The following is a 20517-nucleotide window of genomic DNA, read 5'->3' on the forward strand; positions in this document are numbered from 1 at the left end:
TTATGCATAAAATACTGGTATTTGGAATGACAGAAAACCCCGGAGGGGTGGAAAGTTTTCTGTACAACTACATATCGGAAATGAATCCGGCGGAATTTCAATTTGATTTTTTATGTAATTCCTACGAAAAAGTGGCTTATGAGGACAAACTGATCCAGCGGGGCTGTAAGATGATCCACTTTACTGCCAGAAGCAAAAATTACGGGAAATACAAACAGGAGATTCAGACATTTTTCAGCAGGCATGGAAAAGAGTATGAATGCATATGGGTCAATGTAAGCAGTCTTGCAAACATTGACTATCTGAAATATGCCAGAAAATACGGAATCCCGAAGCGGATTATCCACAGCCACAATTCAAAAAACATGGATTCCCGGCTTCGTGGAGTTCTTCACCATCTGAACCGCCTTGTAATCCAGAAATATGCTACCGATTACTGGGCATGCTCAGAAGTTGCGTCCCACTGGTTTTACAGGGATTCCCTGAAAGATCAGGTGCAGATTATTCACAATGCCATCTCTACAGAAAGAATGCAGTTTGATCCGAAAAAACGGCAGCAGTTAAGAGAGCAGCTGGGATTTGCGGACAGCTATATCATGGGAAATGTGGGAAGACTCCATTTCCAGAAAAATCAGGAATTTCTTCTGAAGATTTTTGCCAGTGTGGGAAAGAAAAAAACGGATGCCCGCCTTGTTCTCGTAGGACAGGGAGAGGATGAGGAAAAACTGAAAAAACTTGCGTCAGAACTTGGAATCGAAAAAAAGATATACTGGGCAGGCGTGCAGCAGGACATCTGTCAGTGGCTCAGTGCCTTTGACCTTTTTGTATTTCCATCCAGGTTTGAGGGCGCACCCATTGCAGCTCTGGAGGCACAGGCCAATGGTTTGTCTATGCTAACTTCAAAACAGGCAGTACCGGAGAGCTGCATATTAAATGGAAACTGCAAAAGGATTTCCCTGGATGCGCCTGTGGAAGAATGGACGGATACACTGTTTCAGATGGCAGAAACATCAAAAAGAGAAGAAAAAACAGTGATCCGGCAGAATTTTATAAAGGGTGGATACGATATTCATACGGAGGTAAAGAAAATTGAAAAACTTCTGTGTAATTGAGAAAAACAGCCGTGAAAACCATGCCGGTTCCAAAGCCCGCAACGATGTGGCAGAGATTCTGGAAAACTGTGGTTATACGCCGGTCTGTGTGCATCACAGTGAAGAAAAGGGAACGCTGGACAAGTTAAAAATGTCAGTTCTGACTTTGTCTGACTGGAACCATGTCAGCAAGGTAGCCGACAGCAACAACCGGATTATCATACAGTATCCCCTGGCCATGTATCCGAAAGTCAGTCAGCTGGCAGTACCCTTTGTCCGGAAAATGAAAAAGAAGAATACCAGGATTATTCTTCTGATACACGATCTGGAAAGTCTCAGAGGTCTTACTTTTGCTTCCGAAAAAGAGTTCCTGGAGCTTGCCGACGAAGTGATTGTCCATAACGAGAAGATGAAGCAGTATCTTCTGGAAAAAGGTTACAGTTTCCAAAAAATCCATATCCTGGGGCTGTTTGATTACCGAATTCCGGGATTTCAGCCTGCATCAGAAAGAAACCGTTATGAAATCGCCATTGCCGGAAACCTGAAAGCAGAAAAATGCGGATTTCTGAAGGACCTGAAACAGGTGCAGGGAAATCTGGAATATCATCTGTATGGTCCAAACTATCAGGAAACCGAAAAGAATCCCCAGGTGATTTACGAAGGACAGTATACACCGGAGCAGCTTCCGTCTGTGATGAAGGAAGGCTGGGGACTTGTCTGGGACGGAGGAAGTGTCCATGAATGCCAGGGCGCATTTGGAGGATACCTGAAATTCAACAATCCCCACAAAGCATCCCTGTATCTGGCCAGTGGAATGCCTGTGATCGTATGGGAACAGGCTGCCATTGCACCATGGATACGGGAACAGAAACTGGGCCTTACAGTAAAAAGCCTGGAAGAGATTCCGGAACTGATAAACCGGATGACAGAAGAGGAATACAAGGAGATGCTTCAGAATGTAAAGAAAACAGGAGAGCATCTAAGAGAAGGAAGTTCCCTGAAAAAGATAACAGATGAGATAGAAAGCAATGAACAATAACAGAACGAAATTAAAATCCCAATTATTTTATACAGGACTTTTCCTGTACTGCGTTCCGACGATCCTGCAGACAACCCTGCTGGTGGAAACTTCATACTGGAATGAGCTGTTTGTTTATCTGCGTTATATCGCTTTTTATTTCGGAATTGTTTTGATTGCAGATGAACATATTGCGTTTAAAGATGGAAAATGGTTCCATCCGTATCTTACAGATATCAGAAGAAGTCTCTGGTGTTTCCTGATACTGGCAGTGGCCGGCATCAGTGCCCTTGTTTGCGGAGACCGGTCGTTTCTGGCCTGTGTCATATTTATAATGGCATCAGGAAGCATAGATCTGGATGATATCGTAAAAGCAGTTCTGACCATGCTTTCCGTGACAGTGATGCTGACCGGAGGCCTGTGTGCTTATGGAGTCATCGAAGATCTTATGTTTAAGAGACAGGATATTCCTATCCGCCATGCCCTTGGATTCAACTATCCAAGTACCATGATGTCCGATCTGTTTTTTATCGTGGTACTTTACTGCTGGGTTATGAAGATGGAACTCTCGCTGCTGGATATGCTGTTGATTGAAGTCCTCAATCTGATTCTTTTTAAGCTGACAGATTCCAGATTTGGATTTCTGATGATTGCGGTAATGACAGCCGGCGTTTATATTTTCGGTCTGGTCCGAAAAAAAACGGGAAAAAAAGAAATTTTTGCAGGCAGGGTCTGGGGATTTCTTGTGGATGGATTTGGCATTCTGATGACGCTTGTCATGGCGGGAATGTGCGCCATATCCCGGACCGGTCTGGGACAGCTGCTGGATCGGCTTCTCACCAAGAGGATTCAGTACATGACAGCCGGTTTCCGCAATTACGGAGTTCATTTATTTGGAAAAAATATCCAGTGGGTCGGATTTGGTGGATCAGACAATACGGACAGCCTGCTGGAGAGCTATAATTTTGTAGACAATTCCTACGCCAGAATTCTTATGAATTATGGCATTCTGATATTTATTCTGGTATTTGTCATTCTGATTGTTATGAGCAGGGCAGTCAGAATTCAGTATCAGGATGGAAGAATCATACTGGTTCTCTGCGTACTGATGTACTGTTTTGTAGAACCACGATTGACAGATATTTATGTAAACCCGTTTCTGTTTGCGGCAGCACCGTTTATCAGAGGGACATTTTTGGAAAAGAGAAACGGAAAAAGATGAAAGAAGATAAAAAAAACAGAGTATTTTTGAAGATTTTGAAATGTTTTGTGGTTTTACTGCTTACGGTTCTGGCGTTTGTGGCAGTGCTGGCCACCTGTTCCGCAAAGTGGGCGCTGAAGACATGGAACCATCTTACTGCCGATGAGCTGGTTTTTCACCTTCGGGCGCCTCTTGAGGGCACAAATCAGGCAATGATTGACGAATTCATAAAAAACTGTGCGGTTCCGGCAGTTGTAATTGCGATTGTAGCGGCAGTGTTACTGATAATTACCGGTATTCTGAAGAAAAAACGCCTCTTCTGGAGTATCAGCGGAATTATCCTGGCTACGTCCACAGGAACGACCGCTTTTTCTGCGGTAAATTTCTGGAACAGCATAGATTTTGGATCTTACCTGGATGAACAGGGGCAGTACTCCGAGCTGATCGATGGATTTTATGTGGATCCTTCCAAGGTAGACATTAAATTTCCGGAGAAAAAAAGAAATCTCGTATATATCTACATGGAATCTATGGAAACCACTTATACGGACAAAAAGAACGGCGGTGGTTTCGAGGATGATTATATTCCGGAACTTACTACACTTGCACAGGAAAATGAAGATTTTTCAGGCACTGACAAAAAACTCAACGGCGGCTATGTCGTTCCGGGAACCGGTTTTACCATGGGTGCCATTTTTGGACAGAGCTGCGGAATTCCGTTAAAGACAAGTATTGATGCCAATGAAATGGACACAAGGGAAGGATTCTTTTCCAATACGGTAGCTCTGGGAGATATTCTGGAGGAGCAGGGATACCAGCAGGTATTTATCCTTGGATCAGAAGCTGCTTTTGCAGGAAAAGACCATTTTTTTGAACAGCATGGAAATTTTGACATTATCGATTATAATAGTGCAAAAGAACGAAAACTGATCCCGGAAGACTATAAGGTCTGGTGGGGATTTGAGGACAGACGTTCCTTTGCCTTTGCAAAAGAGAAAATGCTGGAGCTGTCAAAAAGCGACCAGCCGTTTAATATAACCATTCTTACGGTTGACACACATTTTGAGGACGGCTATGTCTGTGAACAGTGTGAAGACCAGTGGGGAGACAACCAATATGCGAATGTAATTTCCTGTTCCAGCAGACAGATCAGTGAATTTGTGGACTGGATTAAAAAGCAGGATTTTTATAAAGATACTACCATCGTTCTCACCGGAGATCATACAACCATGGATTCGGACTTCTGCGACCCGGTTTCCGATGATTATGAACGGAGAGTATATACATCATTTATCAATTCTGCTGTGGAACCGCAGCAGAAAGAAAAAAGGGAATATACATTACTGGATTATTTTCCAACAACACTGGCTGCACTGGGAGCTGAGATTGACGGAAACCGTCTGGGACTGGGAACCAATGTGTTTTCCTATGAGCAGACTCTGGTGGAACGTTTCGGCCTGGATACAGTCGGGGAAGAACTGAGGAAAAAATCCCGGTTTATGGAAGATCTGGAAAAAGAGGATGAATAATACCGGTGAAAGGGAAGGAGAAATATATCATGGATTTTTCAAGATTATGTATTAACTGTATGAAAGAGAAAGAACCGGAGCAGAATATATGCCCTCACTGCCATTTTGATCAGAGTACCTATGTGATGCCTCCATATGTTCTGACACCGTATACAGTGCTGAATGGAAGATATCTTGTAGGAAAAGTTCTGGGAAAAGGTGGATTTGGAATTACTTATATCGCCATGGACATGATGCTGGAACGTGTTGTGGCAATCAAGGAATTTTTTGTACAGGGATATATGTACAGAGATAACAGTACCTCTACTTCCATCTCTGTCAGCACCAGTGCGGGAGACTCTCAGGAGCAGTACTACCGTCTGAATCGTGAAAAGTTCGAAAGAGAAGCAAAGATTATCGCACATCTGGATGATCTTACCGGAATTGTAAAAGTGTATGATTTCTTCTATGAGAATGATACCGTTTACATGGTACTGGAATATCTGGATGGAATCAACCTTAAGGAATATGTAAAAGCACAGGGCGGAAAACTGAACGTCAATGAAGTGACTTCCAAACTGAATTCTGTTATGTCATCTCTTCAGAATCTCCATGAGCATGGAATTCTCCACAGAGATATCAGTCCGGATAATATCATGGTTCTCGGAGACGGTTCCCTGAAGCTTCTGGATTTTGGTGGTGCAAAAATTCAGGCAAACACAGGCCTCAGTAACATGGTTATTGCAAAGAAGGGATATACACCTATTGAGCAGTATCATACAGACGGAAACCAGGGCGTATGGACCGATGTCTATGCGATGGCAGCAACCATCTATTTCTGCATCACAGGCCAGGTTCCGGAGGAATCCATCCAGCGTGTGGAGAAAGATACCCTCAAAAAACCTTCAGAGCTTGGGGTATCCATGCCAAAGAAACAGGAAGCGGTTCTTCTGAAAGGACTTGCCGTAAAAGGCCAGGACAGATACCGCTCCATGGAAGAGTTCAGAAGAGAGCTTCTTAGTACCGGTGGAGGTATAGGAACAGTACCGAAACCCGGTTTCGGAAATAAAAAAGTAGTCATTGGTGTGGCGGCAGCAGTTGTGGTAGTAGGTGCAGTTGCAGGAATCGGTTTTGCCGGAGCAAAAAGCAAACAGCCATCTCTGGATGTAAGAAGCATCCCGGAACAGCTGGACGGAAACACCGTATTTACGGAAGAAGACCCGCTGGTAATCAAAGGAAGTAATCTTTCCGCAGTGGACAGCCTGTATTTGGATAATCAGAAAGTCGAAGACCTGAAAATCATTGAGAAATCGGATAAAGAGCTGAAAGTTGCGTTCTCCGTTGAAGGAACAGGAGATCTTTCCTTCTATGCAAAATCACATTTCATGGGACTTTTCTCTTCCTCTTCCGAAAAAGCGGATATAGAGTTATATGATTCCGAAATCAAGGTTCCGCAGGTTACAGAGCTTGTGAAGAATGGCAGAAGCATTACCAGTGATGCTATTCGTCTGAAAGAAGCGTTTACACTTGGAATCAAAGGTGAGGATCTTCCGGATAATGCCATTGTTTATGTAAATGGAACCGCTCTGAAAGATGGAAAAGTTGAAGATGGTGTTTTGAATGTACAGGTTGATGAAAACCTTATTGAAAAGATTAATAAAGAAACAAAGATAACAGTACAAATTTGTCCGAAAACAAAAGAAGGATATGAGACTTCAGCTAAGAGTAACGATGTAGAAAAGAACGTATATGGAAGATTAATTGATAATTCCTGGATTGATAATTGTTGGAGAAATGACGCTCAGACAGATGTCAGACAGATTATGAAAATTGGTGGTATCGATAATAATAAAGATGCGGTAAATTCCAGGCTGGATGAACTTTATAATCAGGGTGTACGTTTTGTGGAATACAGTGAGAGCTATGGCATAGATTTCCAGAATATTGCGGAATATATCAAAAGCAAAGAAGATTTACAGCTTTTGGTAGAAGTTTCAGAAGATATGGACAAACAGACGTTATACGATATGCTTAATGAGGCAGGCCTTATACAGAAGACGATCGCTGTTGTGGACACTCCGGCAGCTTTTGAAGAATGGAATAATATTAATAAGGCTGAGGATTATCTGAAAATCATGTTCAGAGCGGATAATGATGGCATGACCATGCAGCAGTCTCTGGATTACTGGAAAGAGTATAATATCAAAGCGGTATGCTTTGGCACCAACAGTTATTGGAGTAATGTATATCTTAGAAATGAAGACAGAGTAAAAGAACAGAATATTGCCTTCTTCTGTGAAAATCCGACCAATGATGAGGAGAGAGACTTTATGCTCAATCCGACAGACTACACGGATAATTCCGAAGAACTGCAGGGTATTACAGGATTTATGACTACTTTTGTAACTCCAGAAGAGCTGGCACAGAAAGAAGCCACACTGGAAACTGCAAAATATTTCCGTGATGCTGCGGATGGAAGTTCTATCCGTGATTATCTGAATGTGCTGTCAAATTCCGGTTATACAGTAATGTTTTCCGTTAAAGATGACGGCAAAGAGATTGATAATATCGCTGGTGAGCTGAACAAACTGGGAATTCACAGCGATATTCTCGGTGCGCCGGAGGCATTTAGAAACGGATACATTGCAGTGGTAAAAACGCACACAGACGGTACTTCCGAATTGGTCCTGGAGCAGAGCAAATCCTCTGAGGACGGTGTGGCACTGGAAGCTGATTATACAGCATTAAATGGAAGAACTTTCCACCTGAAGAGCAACGGAAGAAAGGACGATGCAGATGACGCTTCACCGGTAGCGGAAATTTCCAGTGGAACTGTAAATTATGCATCAAACGAAGCGGGCCTGAATATTGTTGTTTATGATGAGGAAAACGACTGTATTGTAGACCGTATCTGGTACGATGCATGGAACAATCAGGGAAATGATAATCCGCCACTTTCCAAGAACCATGGAAAAGAATGGATTTCCCTTAAATATACGGACAAGAAGGAAGAAAGAAAACAGCACATTATCGAATATTTTAACAACCTTGCGGTAAATAAAGATAACTATATGGTTATCATGGCTGTAGGTGATGAGGGAACCAGCAACATGGATACAGATATTCAGAACGCAATGAGCCAGATTGGCGTAACTGCTGCATTTGACGGAGACGATTCCTTCCAGAAGAGTTATGTTGGCCTGTTTGCAAATGATCTGGGAGAATTAAGCTTCACAAACGGAAGCAATGACGAATTTTCCGATATGAAGATTTCACTGAATGACTTCAGCTATGACGGACATTCCTTTAATGTGATCAGTGAAGGAAATGGACTGGAAGATTCTCTTGCACAGATTGTCATGGATGGTCAGGAAATGACCAATGAGCAGCGTGGCTTACATATTCTGGTATATGATAAAACCACACATCAGCCGGTAAACTACACCTGGATAGACTGCTATGACAGCCTGAAATACAATTCCATTGATCTGGTACCACAGAATAATTAATGGTGAAATTACAATATTGGGAGTATCATGATTCAGAACACAGTAATGAGTATATACCGCAAAGCGGATGAAAAAAAACAGAATATTTTCGAAAATCTGTATCTGCTTTTCTTTGTGATGATTACAGTAATGGCATTTAAGGATACGACCATGTTTTCTTATGGATGGACAGATACACAGCTGCATCTGGTATTTATTTTTGGGGTTCTGGTCGTATTTGCAAAGATTTCCTGCGGCCGGCCCTGGAAATTATATGAAATCCTGATTGCGGGAATTGCGGCCGGAATACTGATTCTTTGCTGGCATCACTATATGAGAAGATATGTACTGGAACTGGCTGTTCTGATTATTGGAGCCAGGGATGTGGATTCAGACAAAGTGATCCGGGTATTCCTGTGGGTATCCACAGGATGCCTGCTGGTCACAATGGCTGCGGCACTGACCGGAAAAATCGAAAATCTTATTTATGTCCAGAAAGAACGTGGCGGTATCACAAGAATATCTTTTGGAAGTATTTATCCAACAGATTTTTCAGCACATGTGTTTTTTTCAGCAGCCTGTTATCTGTGGCTGAAGGTTCGAAATATCCGGTACAGAGATATTATCTTTACGGCCTGTCTTGGTGTGTTCTGTCTGTATTTCTGCGGAGCAAGGACAAGCGCTCTGGGGCTCTGGATTTTGGCGCTTTTCTTCCTGTTGAAGAAAAAAGAAATTCTGAAGGAAAACAGGAAAATACAGAGAGCAGGTGTTTTCTGTATGCCGGTTTGTGCGGTGGGCTCTATACTTCTGGCACTGCTTTACAATCAGGATTACGGCTGGATGAGACTTCTGAACAGAATCCTGAATACGCGGCTGTCACAGGGACATGAGGGATTTGAACGTTATTCCATCCCCCTTCTTGGTCAGGAAGTGGTCATGAATGGAAATGGAGGAGCCCTTCACCTGAAAGACGGTGTGGAATATTTTTTCCTGGATTCCTCGTACATTAATATACTTTTGCAGTACGGAATACTGGTTCTGGCTATGCTTACAGTTTTATCCGTATGGATTATGTTCCGGCTGATGAAAGCACAGATGCCGGGAAGGATGTTTATCCTGATGGTAGTTTTTCTGTGCTGTGTGATGGAGCAGCATCTGATGGAAATCGCATATCATCCCTTCTGGCTGATGGCACTGACGGGAATGATGATATCTGATAAAAATCAAACGCATTTATGGAGGAAAAACTGAGCAATGAGAGAAGTGCATAATATTGCCATATTTGGACATAAGAGAATTCCTTCCAGGGAAGGCGGCGTTGAGATCGTTGTGGAGGAACTGGGTACACGCCTGGTTCAGAAGGGCTATCATGTAACCTGTTTTAACAGAAGAGGACATCATGTCAGTGGTGCACAGTTCGATAAAAAAGCAGTACATGAGTATAAAGGAATCGATATCCGTTACGTTTTTACCATAGAGAAAAAGGGCTTTGCGGCGCTGACAGCATCTTTTTTCGCAGCGCTTCGAACAGCATTCGGAAATTATGATGTGGTACATATCCATGCGGAGGGACCAGCGTTTTTCAGCTGGCTGCCCAAACTTTTTGGAAAAAGAGTAGTCTGTACCATTCATGGGATCGACTGGGCTCGTGAAAAATGGAAAAATGGCCTGGCATCGAAATTTATCTATATGGGAGAGCGGTGTGCAGTCCGTTTTGCGGATGAAATCATTGTTCTGAATAAAGGAGAACAGAAATATTTTCAGAAACAGTACGGACGGAAAACATGGCTGATTCCAAATGGAGTTAATCGTCCGGTTCAGAGAAAGGCAGATGCTATTTCCAGGAAATGGGGACTTGAAAAAGATGGTTATATTCTTTTTCTGGGCCGTATTGTACCGGAAAAAGGACTGCGTTATCTGATTGAAAGTTTCAAAAAGGTACATACGGACAAAAAGCTTGTAATTGCAGGCGGTGTCAGCGACACCGGAAAATTCATGGAAGAACTGAAAGAATTTGCGTCCGGTGATAAAAGAATCATTTTCACAGGTTTTGTCCAGGGAAAAACACTGGAAGAACTTTACAGCAATGCATATCTTTATACTCTGCCCAGTGATCTGGAGGGCATGCCTTTAAGTCTGATGGAGGCGATGAGTTACGGAAACTGCTGTCTCACTTCCGATATTTCCGGTTGTACCGGAGTTATAGAAGACTGTGGTGTAACTTTTAGAAAAGGCAGCGTAAAGGATCTGCGGGAAAAACTTCAGGATCTCTGTGATCATCCGGAAGTGGTGGAAGGCTATAAGGCAAAATCCGCAGATTTTATTTGTGGCAAATACAACTGGGATAAAATCGTTCAGGAAACGATTAAGTTATATCAGGGATAAAAAGAGGAACTAATAGTGAAAAAGGCCGACAATCGATCTGTGACATACAATTTTATAATGAATGTAATCCTTACAGGAAGCAATATCCTGTTTCCGCTTCTCACTTATCCATATGCGTCCAGAATTCTGAAGCCATATGGAATGGGAATGGTAAGTTTTGCAAATGCGATAATTACTTATTTTACCATGTTTGCCCAGCTTGGTATTCCCACATATGGAATCCGCGTATGTGCGAAAGTGAGAGATGATCGGGAAAAATTAAGCCGTACAGTACAGGAAGTTCTGATTATCAATATGATTACCTGCTTCCTGTCATATGCCGCCTTTTTTGCCGCCATATTTTTTACCCCACGGCTCAGGCAGGAAAAGACGTTGTTTCTCGTCATGGGTATTCTGATCTTTTTCAACACCCTTGGTGTGGAGTGGCTGTATAAAGGACTGGAACAGTATACTTATATTACGGTCCGCTCCATTATTTTCAAATTTGTTGCGTTTGTATGCATTTTTGTATTTATACATAACAGCGATGATTATGTGGCTTATGGATTTTTTACCGTCCTTGCGTTGGTAGGTTCCAATGCTATGAACTTTATCAATCTTCACAAAATGATCTCGGTTCGTCCTGTAGGAGGCTATCATTTCCGGCAGCATCTGAAACCGATTTTTGTTTTTTTCGGAATGTCCGTGGCTACAACCATTTATACAAACATGGACAGCGTAATGCTTGGGTTTATCAAAGGCGCAGATGAGAACGGCTGTTACGATGCTGCTGTAAAGATCAAAAATATTCTTGTCAGCGTGGTAACTTCTCTGGGAACCGTACTGCTTCCCCGAGTATCCTATCACTGGGAAAAAGGAAACCGGAAAGAATTCTGGAAACTGGCAAAAAAGGCAGCTGCTTTCGAGATTATAGCCGGTGGTTCCCTGGCAATGTTCTTTATTATTTTTGCAAAACCTACCATCTATCTGGTATCCGGAAAACTTTTTGAAAGGGCGATTCTCCCTATGGAGATCATTATGCCAACCCTGCTTCTCATCGGACTCAGCAATATCACAGGAATACAGATACTGATTCCTATGGGAAAAGAAAAATATGTCCTGTATTCAGAAATTGCAGGAGCAGTCATCAACCTGATTATCAATGCAATTCTGATTCCGAGACTGGGAGCTTCCGGAGCTGCCATCGGAACAGTCTCTGCGGAACTGGTTGTTCTGGCTTATCAGATGTGTATTCTGAAAAAAGATCTTGGAAAACTCTTCGGAGGAGCAGAGATCTGGAAATCCGTTACTGCAGTCTGCCTGGCATCTGTGGCATCCATGGCCATCCGCCTGAGCAGTCTTTCAACATTTCCGATGCTCCTTGCAGGGGGAATTGTATTCTTCCTGATATATGGAATTGTGCTTCTGGTTCTGAAGGAGCCCATCGTATGTGAATACTGGAACACAGGAAAAATGTTTATCCGTAAGTTTATGAAAAAGAAATAAAGCTACTAATGGGAGGGGTGCAGGCGTGTCTGAATTTGAAACAAGATTTTCAGGAATGAAACAGGCGGCAGATCAGGAAAAACGGCTGGCGTCAGAGGTTACGGAAATTGAAAGTGAAGTCAGGAATGTCATGAACAATCTGCAGATCCGTTCATCTGCAATGGCAGAGATAAAAAGAAAACTCAACGGAAATCTTCAGAATGTATCAACTGCAAAACAGAGGCTTCAGGTCCTTTCCAGCGCACTGGAAGAAATCACGGCTCTGTATCAGAATGCGGAGAACCGGATTCTGGGCAAAAATGGCAGCGGTTCCGGCAATCGTGGAGAAAAAAGTCTGTCAGATATCCGCAATAAGATTGATGCGGTAAGTGAAAAATACGGCCTCGATAATTCCAGTGCCTACAGCAAAGACCCAGTCAATCTCTGTAACGGAAATTATGTATACGAAAAAACACTTCTGCATGTGGAAGCAGACATGGATCTTTCCTTCCGGATTTTCTACAATATGCAGAACCCTGCAGGCGGAATTTTGGGAAGAGGATGGATGCATAACTGGGAAGTTGTTTTAAAGACTGCAGCGGACCAGATTACCATGATCCGGGATGACGCTTCCCAGCTTAAGTTTTTCCGGGAAGGAGAAAATTACACACCGGAAAAAGGAACCCTGGCAGAACTTCAGGAAACGGAAGACGGTTACTGTGTAACCGATCATGAAGGCATGTCCTGGCATTTTGATACAAACGGAATTCTGCAGAAAGAAGAAACAGCGGAAGGTTCCCGGGTTTCCCTGAACTATGCGGAAGGACTTCTCCGAAAAGCCGTAGATAAGAACGGAGATTACATAGCCTTTGATTACGACGAATCCGGAAGCCTGAAAGAAATAAAGGATCAGTCCGGCCGAAGTCTGAATATCTACTGTGATAAGGGACGTCTTTCTTCTGTGTGTGATTCCCAGGGAAGAGAAAGCAGCTATCTCTATGACGGCAACGGAAATCTTACAGAAATCGTGAATTCCAAAGGAATTACCGCTCTTAAAAATGAATATGACGAAAAAGGAAGAACCATTCTTCAGAGATTCCCGGACGGTGGAATTGTAAAATATGAATATCTGGATGAGCAGAACCAGGTCATCATGACCGAGCAGAACGGAAACCGGATTACCTATGAACACGATGATCTTTTCCGCAACACAAAGAACATTTATGCAGATGGTGAGGAATCTTTTACCTACAACGACAACAACCAGAGAACATCTTTTACCGATAAAAGAGGAAACACCAGTTATTACGATTACGATGAAAACGGCAACATGAGCCGTTTCACTTCTCCTCTGGATGACCAGATGGATATTGAATACACAGGCAGAAACCAGCTGAAAAGCGTCTTTATGAACGGTCAGCTGGTGCATCAGGCAGAGTATGACGAAAAAGGACGCCAGATCTGGACAGAAGATGCCTTTGGAAACCGGGAAACCTATGAGTACGATGAAAATGACCAGCCTGTAGTATGGACACGTCCGGACAATAGCAGAATCTATATGAGCTATGACAATGGCGGAAAGCTGGAATCCATCACAAACACCATGGGTGGAAAAAATGTCTACGGATACAACGACAGAAACCAGGTAATTTCCGAACGGGATGCTCTCGGAAATGTGACCAGATATCAGTACGATGACGCCGATAATCTGATCATGATCCGAAATGCAGAGGGTGAGGAAAGACATCTCCGCTACGATGCCTGCGGAAATCTGATCCAGATCACGGATTTCAATGGTGGTGTCACAGAAATTGAATACAATGAGATGAACAAACCGGTCTGCGTCACAGATCCGGATGGATGCTGCACCCGCATGAAGTACGACGTTATGTGGAACCTGACAGAAAAAACAGACGGTGAGGGCGGCATTACCCGCTATGAGTACGATGCTCTTCACCGCCTGGTACGTGTTACAGATCCGGAAGGCGCAGTCAACCAGTTAAGCTATGACAGCTGTGGAAACCTCATAAAGAGAATTGACCCGGAAGGCGGCGTTCACACATTGGGCTACGATGTCCTGAACCGCCCGGACTATATCAAAGATCCATCGGATATGGAAGTAAAGGCTTCCTACGATGCCCTTGGAAATGTGACAGAAGTCCGGTATTCCGATGGAACAGCAGAAGAATATACCTATGACCTTTCCGGAAATATGACTTCCTTCCGGGACAGAGACGGATATGAAAAAAAATTCCGCTATGACTGCCTTGGAAATCTGGAACAGATCGAAGATGCCCAGGGAATTATGGAAAAGAGAGAATACTATCCAGGCGGCCTTCTGAAAAAAGAATCTCATATGGATGGAAAATCCCGGGAATTCTTTTATGATATAAACGAAAACATCACACAGATCACAGAAAATGAAACAACAAAGTGGTTCTTTAACTACGATGTGCTGGGCCGCGTCATCCGTGCAGAACAGGAAAACGGAATCTGTGAAACTTACGAATACGATGGCCTCGGAAATGTAATCTCCGTTGTCAACGGAGAAGGAGAAAAGACCGCATACCAGTATTCCCTGGGAGGACTTCTGGAATGCGTTACCGATGCCCTTGGGAACCAGACCGGGTACCACTATGACCGATGCCGCCGTCTGACTGCCATCCTCCAGCCGGAAGATGGAAGAATTGACGCTGGTGTTCTCAACAGCCTGAATCAGGAACAGAAAGCTCTGAGAACAACCGTATACCAGAGAGATCTGGCAGGAAACATTACAGGTGTTACAGACCCGGCAGGAAACAGAACAACCTTTGTCTATGACAAATGCGGAAGGGCGCTGAAGAGGACGGATGCGGACGGAACCAGTGTCAGCTGTACTTATAATCCGGACGGAACCGTTCGTGGATACAGATTTTCCGATGGAACAGATATTGCCTATGAGTATGATACATTCAAAAATCCGATCCGCGTAAAAGACTGGAACGGAACTACCGAAATCCACACAGACGTTATGGGACGGATTCAGGAAATCATGAATCCGGAGAAGGAAATCCTGAAATTTGAGTGGGGACTTCGTGGAGAAAAGAAGAAAATCATTTATCCGGATGGCATGGAAACCACATATACCTACGACGAAGGCCTGCGAATTACCGGTTGCAAAAATTCTCAGGAGGGAGTAGAGTATTCATACTATCCGGATGGAAGAATCAAAAACCTGGAATATCCAGGTGGATTTTCTGCTTCCTACCGGTACGACCTTCAGGGAAATCTTGCAGAGATCAGCAGCAGACGAAACGGTCAGCTGGACGAAAAGATTTCCTGTGGATATGACAGGGCCGGCCGCAGAACAGAACTCATAAGAGAAGGAAAAGAAAAAGAACAGTTTTCCTATCATTATGATCCGGCAGGTCAGCTGATCCAGGTACTGAAAAATGGCCAGACAGCAGAAAAATATACTTATGACAAATTTGGAAACCGTACTGCATCCACAGTTGGCGGAAAATATACGGAATATCAGTATAATTCCCTGAACCAGCTGATCAGTTCCTGCACCGGCGGGGTGACTTCGCAGTTTTTCTACGACAAGAGAGGAAACATGACAGAGGAAGCTGTCAATGGAAATCCTGTAAGACAGTTTACTTTTGATGTGAGAAACCGGCTTACCGCACTGAAAACACCGGAGATGACAGCACGTTACGCCAACGACGGATTTGGAAACCGGATCAGCGCAGCCACAGAAATTCCGGGACAGGAACCGGTCTGCGAAAAATATATCTACGATATATCAGAAGAACACAATCACCTTTTCAGTATCCGAAGCGGAGCTTCTTACCGGAATATCTTGAGAGATAAAGGAATTCTGGGGGAAACGGAAGCTGGAAAAACCGCATTCTTCGTAAATGATGAGAGAATGACTCCTGTATACAGGGTTGAAAAAGGACAGAAATCTGTGTACGCAGGATGTGACAGCTTTGGAAACCAGGAAATTTCCGGAAACGGATACACAGGCTGGGGATTCACCGGCTACCGTCAGGAACCATCCGGCGGACTTCTCTATGCCAACGCAAGAGAATACGCTCCGACGATTGGAAGATTTTTGAGCAAAGATTCATGGGCCGGAGCCATCACCGTGCCTCTGACTCTCAATGCGTATACATACTGCCTCAATGATCCGGTGAATATGTATGATCCCACCGGTCAGGTAGTGGCATGGCTGGCCGGAGGAATTGTAGGCGCAGTTGCCAATGTGGCAGTAAAAGCGGCCGGTGATGTGGTAACTTCCATTGCAAACGGAAAGCCAACGGTAAGTTCCTGGCAGAGCTATGTGGGAACAGCAGCCGGTGGTTTTACAACAGGAACCGTTTTTGTTGCAAGTGGCGGAAACACCATGGCAGCAGGAGCGGCAGGAGCAGCCGTGGAAACTTTTGTGGGAGATGGTCTGAGCATGGCTACGGGAGCCAAAGGCTACCGTAAGGAAGACGGTTACTCCTTTGCAAATCTGGCATACAATACAGCCAAAAGTGCCGCAGGAGGAGCTACCGCGGGAGCAATCTTTGGTTCTGCGTCCAAATACATCAAGATTCCGAAGATCACAGCAGGAAGAGGAAGCATGGCAGCCGTATGGAAACAGGTTATGACAAAAGCAGCCAGATCTCAGATTGCAAATGTGGCATGGAAAACTATTGGAAAAGGAATCATTGCTTTTGGCGGTGTGAAATTCTTTGATGAGATTATTGGAAAAGGAAAGAAAAAAATCACCGATCACATTAAAGAAAAAGGAAGGGAAATACTGGCAGGTATTTTCGCACCGGTACCGGTTCATGCGGAAACCGTCAAATCCAAAGACTACATGAGCGGAAACAGAGGCAGTGCTGCCTGCCCGGCAGAAGGCAGCTAAGCCACAGAAACACGGAAATGAGGAACAGAATGAAAAGTAAAATGCAGCGGGATGTTAACTGGAAAGAAATACTGTATCTTGCATGTTTGTGCACATATATTATAATTTCAACACTTGTCGGAGAGGGAAGTATATTAACATATATTCCACTGGTAAAATGGGAACATTATATTGCCTTTATTAATATGATCAAAGCATTGCTTGTATTGAAAATGATCTTTGATATAGCAGAAGAGCCCCGGATGATATTTTTGATCGCAATAACAGAAACTATTGGTTTTATGGTATATACACATAATCCGACAGATGTGTTTCTTTCCATGGCATTGTGGTTTTTATGTGCAGGAAAAAACGTAAGGGCAAGAAAAATCACGGAATGTTTGTTTGGAAGCCATCTTGTCAGTTTTATAATATTGGAGAGCTTATGTGCAGCCGGCATTGTACCGCTTGGTAAAACGATAAAAAGTGGACATCTGGTGGCTTCGTACAGTCTGGGATTTTCACACCCGAATACAGCCGCATCAAAAATTCTTCAGCTTGTGTTACTGTTCTGGCTGTTGAGAAAAGGAAGACTGAGGCTGGTCCATTATCTGGGAATCATAATTACAATGGTTTTTGTGAAAACAGTTACAGATTGCAGTACTGTAGTACTGCTTCTGGGACTGCTGTTGATCTGCACTGTGCTGTATAATAAGCGTGGAGTAACACAGTTCCTGTACCGGAAAATAACAGTGGTGAGAAATCTTTTCCTGGCCGGGTATCTGGGGGTTCTGGGAATAACGACGGTTTTTGTCTGCATCTGTAAAGACGGGGAGATTTTTAAAAAACTGTTTGGCACTTTTGGTGCACGTATTGCGGAAGCTGTCAAGTACTATCAGTACTATGGATTTTCTTTATGGGGCCAGCCCTTAATGTACTATAAGTCTGATCCAAAAGAAGCCGAAAAAGCGGGGCTGTATACGCTGGACAACGGTTATATGTATCTGCTCCTGGGCTTTGGAATCGTATTGTTTCTGTATTTTATCTTTTTACATGCAGGAACTTTGTGGTGGATGTTTGAGAGAAGACGTCTGGATTATGTAATTGTATATGGAATATTTTTTATTTACGGATTTCTTGAAACACTGGTAATCCGTACAGGAATGAATTTCACCTTATTTTATCTGTTTGGCTTTATCTGGGAGTATTATGACAGAAGAAAACAGGCAGAAAACAGCAGGAGTAGAAGATTATGGCAAAAAAATTAAATGGAACTGTTATTGTAACATACAGATGTAATGCACGATGTACCATGTGCAACCGGTATAAATGTCCATCCAAACCGGAGGAAGAAATCAGTATTGAAACCATAAAGAAACTTCCGGAAATGTATTTTACCAATATTACAGGCGGGGAGCCTTTCATCAGAGAAGATCTTCCGGAAATTGTCCGGGAACTCTACAAAAAATCCGACCGTATTGTAATCTCCACCAATGGATTTTTTACAGACCGTATTATCAAACTCTGTAAGGAATTTCCGGATGTCGGAATCCGTATTTCCATTGAAGGACTGGAAGAAACCAACAATGAGATCCGTGGCCTTAAGGATGGCTTTAACAGAGGCTACAAAACACTGAAAGAACTTCGGAAAATGGGAATGAAAGATGTCGGATTCGGAATGACCGTACAGGATAAGAATGCAAAAGACCTGGTACCGCTTTACCGTTTATCAGACAAGATGGGAATGGAATTTGCAACCGCATCCCTTCACAACAGTTTCTATTTTGTGGAAGCAAAAAATATTATCCACGACAGACCTATGGTTGCAAAAAATTTCGAAAAACTTGTCAACGAATTACTGAATTCCAATTCACCGAAAAAGTGGTTCCGTGCGTACTTTAATCATGGACTGATTAACTACATTTACGGGCAGAAGCGTCTTCTTCCCTGTGACATGTCTTTTGATACGTTTTTCATTGATCCTTATGGAGATGTAATGCCATGTAACGGAACAAAAGATAAAGAGGTCATGGGAAATCTCAATGAACAGACCTGGGAAGAATTATGGAATTCCGCTCAGGCAGAAGAAGTCCGCAAAAAAGTCCGTTGCTGCGACAGAGACTGCTGGATGATCGGATCTGTGTCACCGGCCATGCATAAATATATCTGGGTTCCGGCCTGGTGGGTAATCCGCCACAAGCTGAAATTCTGGACAAAGAAGAAATATTCCATGTACGAAAACAAAATTGTAAGAGAGTACCGGGATGGAAAGGTATCCAAAGAAGAACTGGATAAATGTTCGACCTGTGACATGAACTGTACGATCAATGACGGGCTTTCAAAAGAATCCCGTGCACAGTTAAATGAACGGACAGGCGAGGAAATTGTGGATGCGGATATCAGAGAACAGCTGAAAAAAACAGAATAAACCAGAATAAACCATTACAATAAATGCCGTGGCTCTTAAATACAGAGCCACGGCAAAACTGTTTACAGATTTAGGCCTGACGTTCTGTCAGGCGGGAAAGTATCTGTCTGGCAACAAAAGAAAAAACAGAAGTAAGAATAATTACAGTCAGAGTAGTAAACAGATACTGTGGCCATCCATTGCCGCCAAGATAATTAAGCCCGGTTTTTTCCACAATGCGGAATATAACCATATGCGACAGATAGATTTCCATGCTGATAGTACTGAAAAATCGGGTTATTCTGTTTTCAAGAAGTATCCCATGGCTGATGATTCCATAAATGACCATGGAAGCAAAAAGACCAAGACAGAAATAAATATTCCGGTGAGAAACATAATATAGCAGAATAAAAACGAAAACCACACCGAGAACAAACCATTTGTTTATTTTGATCAGAAAGTCTTTATACAGATAGATCAAACCGCCTGCAAGAAAAAAACAGCTGCAGTAGAGAATGTTTGTTTTCCCCACATGAAAGTATTCCGCGCAGATAAAATTATAGACCAGACTGATAAAAAATGCTCCCCATGCCCTCCTTTTATTTTCAAGAAGAACACAGAAAAAAGGAAAAATAAGATAAAATACAAAAATTACACCCAGGAACCAGCCTACGCCAATAACTGTAATGTTTCCTGCCTCAGGAAGGAAACCGAACAGAAGGGTCAGATCTGCAAAAGCTTCATACAGATGAGACAGAGAAGGTTCAAGAATAAGATCCAGCAACACCAGAATTCCAAAAAACGGAAGAATTTTCCGGAAACGTCTTTCATAAAAATGTGACAGAGAAAGCTGATTGTGCATAATCCGTTCATAATATCCACAACACATTCCAAAAGCGGATATTGTCATAAAAAGAAATACAAAATCCGAAAAAGATGGAATCATGCGCTGGGCTATGAACCCGGACATCTTGTAATTGGAGTTGGATAAAACATGCATTGCAACGATGGACAGAGCTGCGATTGCCCGAAGACCGTCAAGAGAGTGGAAATGTTTTTGCTTTTGTGTAAGATGCATT

General features: G+C 43.1%; 12 protein-coding genes. 11 read left to right on the forward strand and 1 reads right to left on the reverse strand.

Features of this window, described 5'->3' with window-relative positions:
• Positions 1–2: 2 nt before the first annotated feature.
• Genes KQI39_RS03715 through KQI39_RS17270 form a run of 11 tightly spaced genes read left to right on the forward strand, consistent with a single transcriptional unit; the run spans position 3 to position 19459 of the window.
• Complete coding sequence (locus tag KQI39_RS03715; protein WP_216416625.1) at positions 3–1112, forward strand: glycosyltransferase family 1 protein; 1110 nt, start codon at positions 3–5, stop codon at positions 1110–1112.
• A complete protein-coding gene (locus KQI39_RS03720) occupies positions 1090–2130 on the forward strand; it encodes a sugar transferase (RefSeq protein ID WP_174095954.1) in 1041 nt (346 codons plus the stop codon). The genes KQI39_RS03715 and KQI39_RS03720 overlap by 23 nt, the downstream gene beginning before the upstream one ends.
• A complete protein-coding gene (locus KQI39_RS03725) occupies positions 2120–3331 on the forward strand; it encodes a hypothetical protein (RefSeq protein ID WP_216416628.1) in 1212 nt (403 codons plus the stop codon). The genes KQI39_RS03720 and KQI39_RS03725 overlap by 11 nt, the downstream gene beginning before the upstream one ends.
• Positions 3328–4839 (forward strand): sulfatase-like hydrolase/transferase, encoded by a 1512-nt coding sequence (locus tag KQI39_RS03730; protein ID WP_174095950.1) that lies wholly within the window; start codon positions 3328–3330, stop codon positions 4837–4839. Before KQI39_RS03725 ends, KQI39_RS03730 begins: the two co-directional genes overlap by 4 nt.
• Positions 4840–4868: 29 nt before the next feature.
• Entirely contained in the window at positions 4869–8327 is a 3459-nt protein-coding gene (locus tag KQI39_RS03735) for a protein kinase domain-containing protein (RefSeq protein WP_216416631.1), read from the forward strand.
• A 27-nt stretch (positions 8328–8354) separates the two neighbouring features.
• Positions 8355–9557 carry a hypothetical protein gene (locus tag KQI39_RS03740; protein WP_174095946.1) on the forward strand — a complete coding sequence of 401 codons (1203 nt, stop codon included), beginning with the start codon at positions 8355–8357 and terminating at the stop codon, positions 9555–9557.
• 3 nt (positions 9558–9560) lie between these two features.
• Positions 9561–10691: a glycosyltransferase family 4 protein gene (locus tag KQI39_RS03745; protein WP_148445342.1), complete on the forward strand. Its 1131-nt coding sequence runs from the start codon at positions 9561–9563 to the stop codon at positions 10689–10691.
• A 15-nt stretch (positions 10692–10706) separates the two neighbouring features.
• The gene (locus tag KQI39_RS03750) at positions 10707–12176 is read left to right on the forward strand and encodes a flippase (protein ID WP_330653935.1); all 1470 of its coding nucleotides are present in this window, start codon (positions 10707–10709) and stop codon (positions 12174–12176) included.
• Between the two features lie 25 nt (positions 12177–12201).
• Entirely contained in the window at positions 12202–17052 is a 4851-nt protein-coding gene (locus KQI39_RS03755) for an RHS repeat-associated core domain-containing protein (protein WP_216416633.1), read from the forward strand.
• A gap of 29 nt (positions 17053–17081) precedes the next feature.
• Positions 17082–18299 carry a hypothetical protein gene (locus KQI39_RS03760; protein ID WP_216416635.1) on the forward strand — a complete coding sequence of 406 codons (1218 nt, stop codon included), beginning with the start codon at positions 17082–17084 and terminating at the stop codon, positions 18297–18299.
• On the forward strand, positions 18281–19459 hold the full coding sequence (locus KQI39_RS17270) for a radical SAM/SPASM domain-containing protein (protein ID WP_432364335.1): 1179 nt from the start codon (positions 18281–18283) through the stop codon (positions 19457–19459). The genes KQI39_RS03760 and KQI39_RS17270 overlap by 19 nt, the downstream gene beginning before the upstream one ends.
• A gap of 70 nt (positions 19460–19529) precedes the next feature.
• Here KQI39_RS17270 and KQI39_RS03770 read toward each other — a convergent pair whose 3' ends face one another.
• Positions 19530–20516, reverse strand: coding sequence for an acyltransferase family protein (locus KQI39_RS03770; RefSeq protein WP_216416638.1), 987 nt, complete (start codon positions 20514–20516; stop codon positions 19530–19532).
• Between the last annotated feature and the right edge of the window lies 1 nt (position 20517).

It is taken from the genome of Blautia sp. MSJ-36, assembly GCF_018917985.1.
Classification (GTDB): domain Bacteria; phylum Bacillota; class Clostridia; order Lachnospirales; family Lachnospiraceae; genus Blautia_A.

What these genes read in the sequence shown, in the direction of transcription:
- KQI39_RS03715 (WP_216416625.1), top strand. Translation starts at nt 3, where the DNA reads ATGCATAAAATACTGGTATTTGGAATGACAGAAAACCCCGGAGGGGTG.
- KQI39_RS03725 (WP_216416628.1), top strand. Translation starts at nt 2,120, where the DNA reads ATGAACAATAACAGAACGAAATTAAAATCCCAATTATTTTATACAGGA.
- KQI39_RS03730 (WP_174095950.1), top strand. Translation starts at nt 3,328, where the DNA reads ATGAAAGAAGATAAAAAAAACAGAGTATTTTTGAAGATTTTGAAATGT.
- KQI39_RS03735 (WP_216416631.1), top strand. Translation starts at nt 4,869, where the DNA reads ATGGATTTTTCAAGATTATGTATTAACTGTATGAAAGAGAAAGAACCG.
- KQI39_RS03740 (WP_174095946.1), top strand. Translation starts at nt 8,355, where the DNA reads ATGATTCAGAACACAGTAATGAGTATATACCGCAAAGCGGATGAAAAA.
- KQI39_RS03745 (WP_148445342.1), top strand. Translation starts at nt 9,561, where the DNA reads ATGAGAGAAGTGCATAATATTGCCATATTTGGACATAAGAGAATTCCT.
- KQI39_RS03760 (WP_216416635.1), top strand. Translation starts at nt 17,082, where the DNA reads ATGAAAAGTAAAATGCAGCGGGATGTTAACTGGAAAGAAATACTGTAT.
- KQI39_RS03770 (WP_216416638.1), bottom strand. Translation starts at nt 20,516, where the DNA reads ATGCATCTTACACAAAAGCAAAAACATTTCCACTCTCTTGACGGTCTT.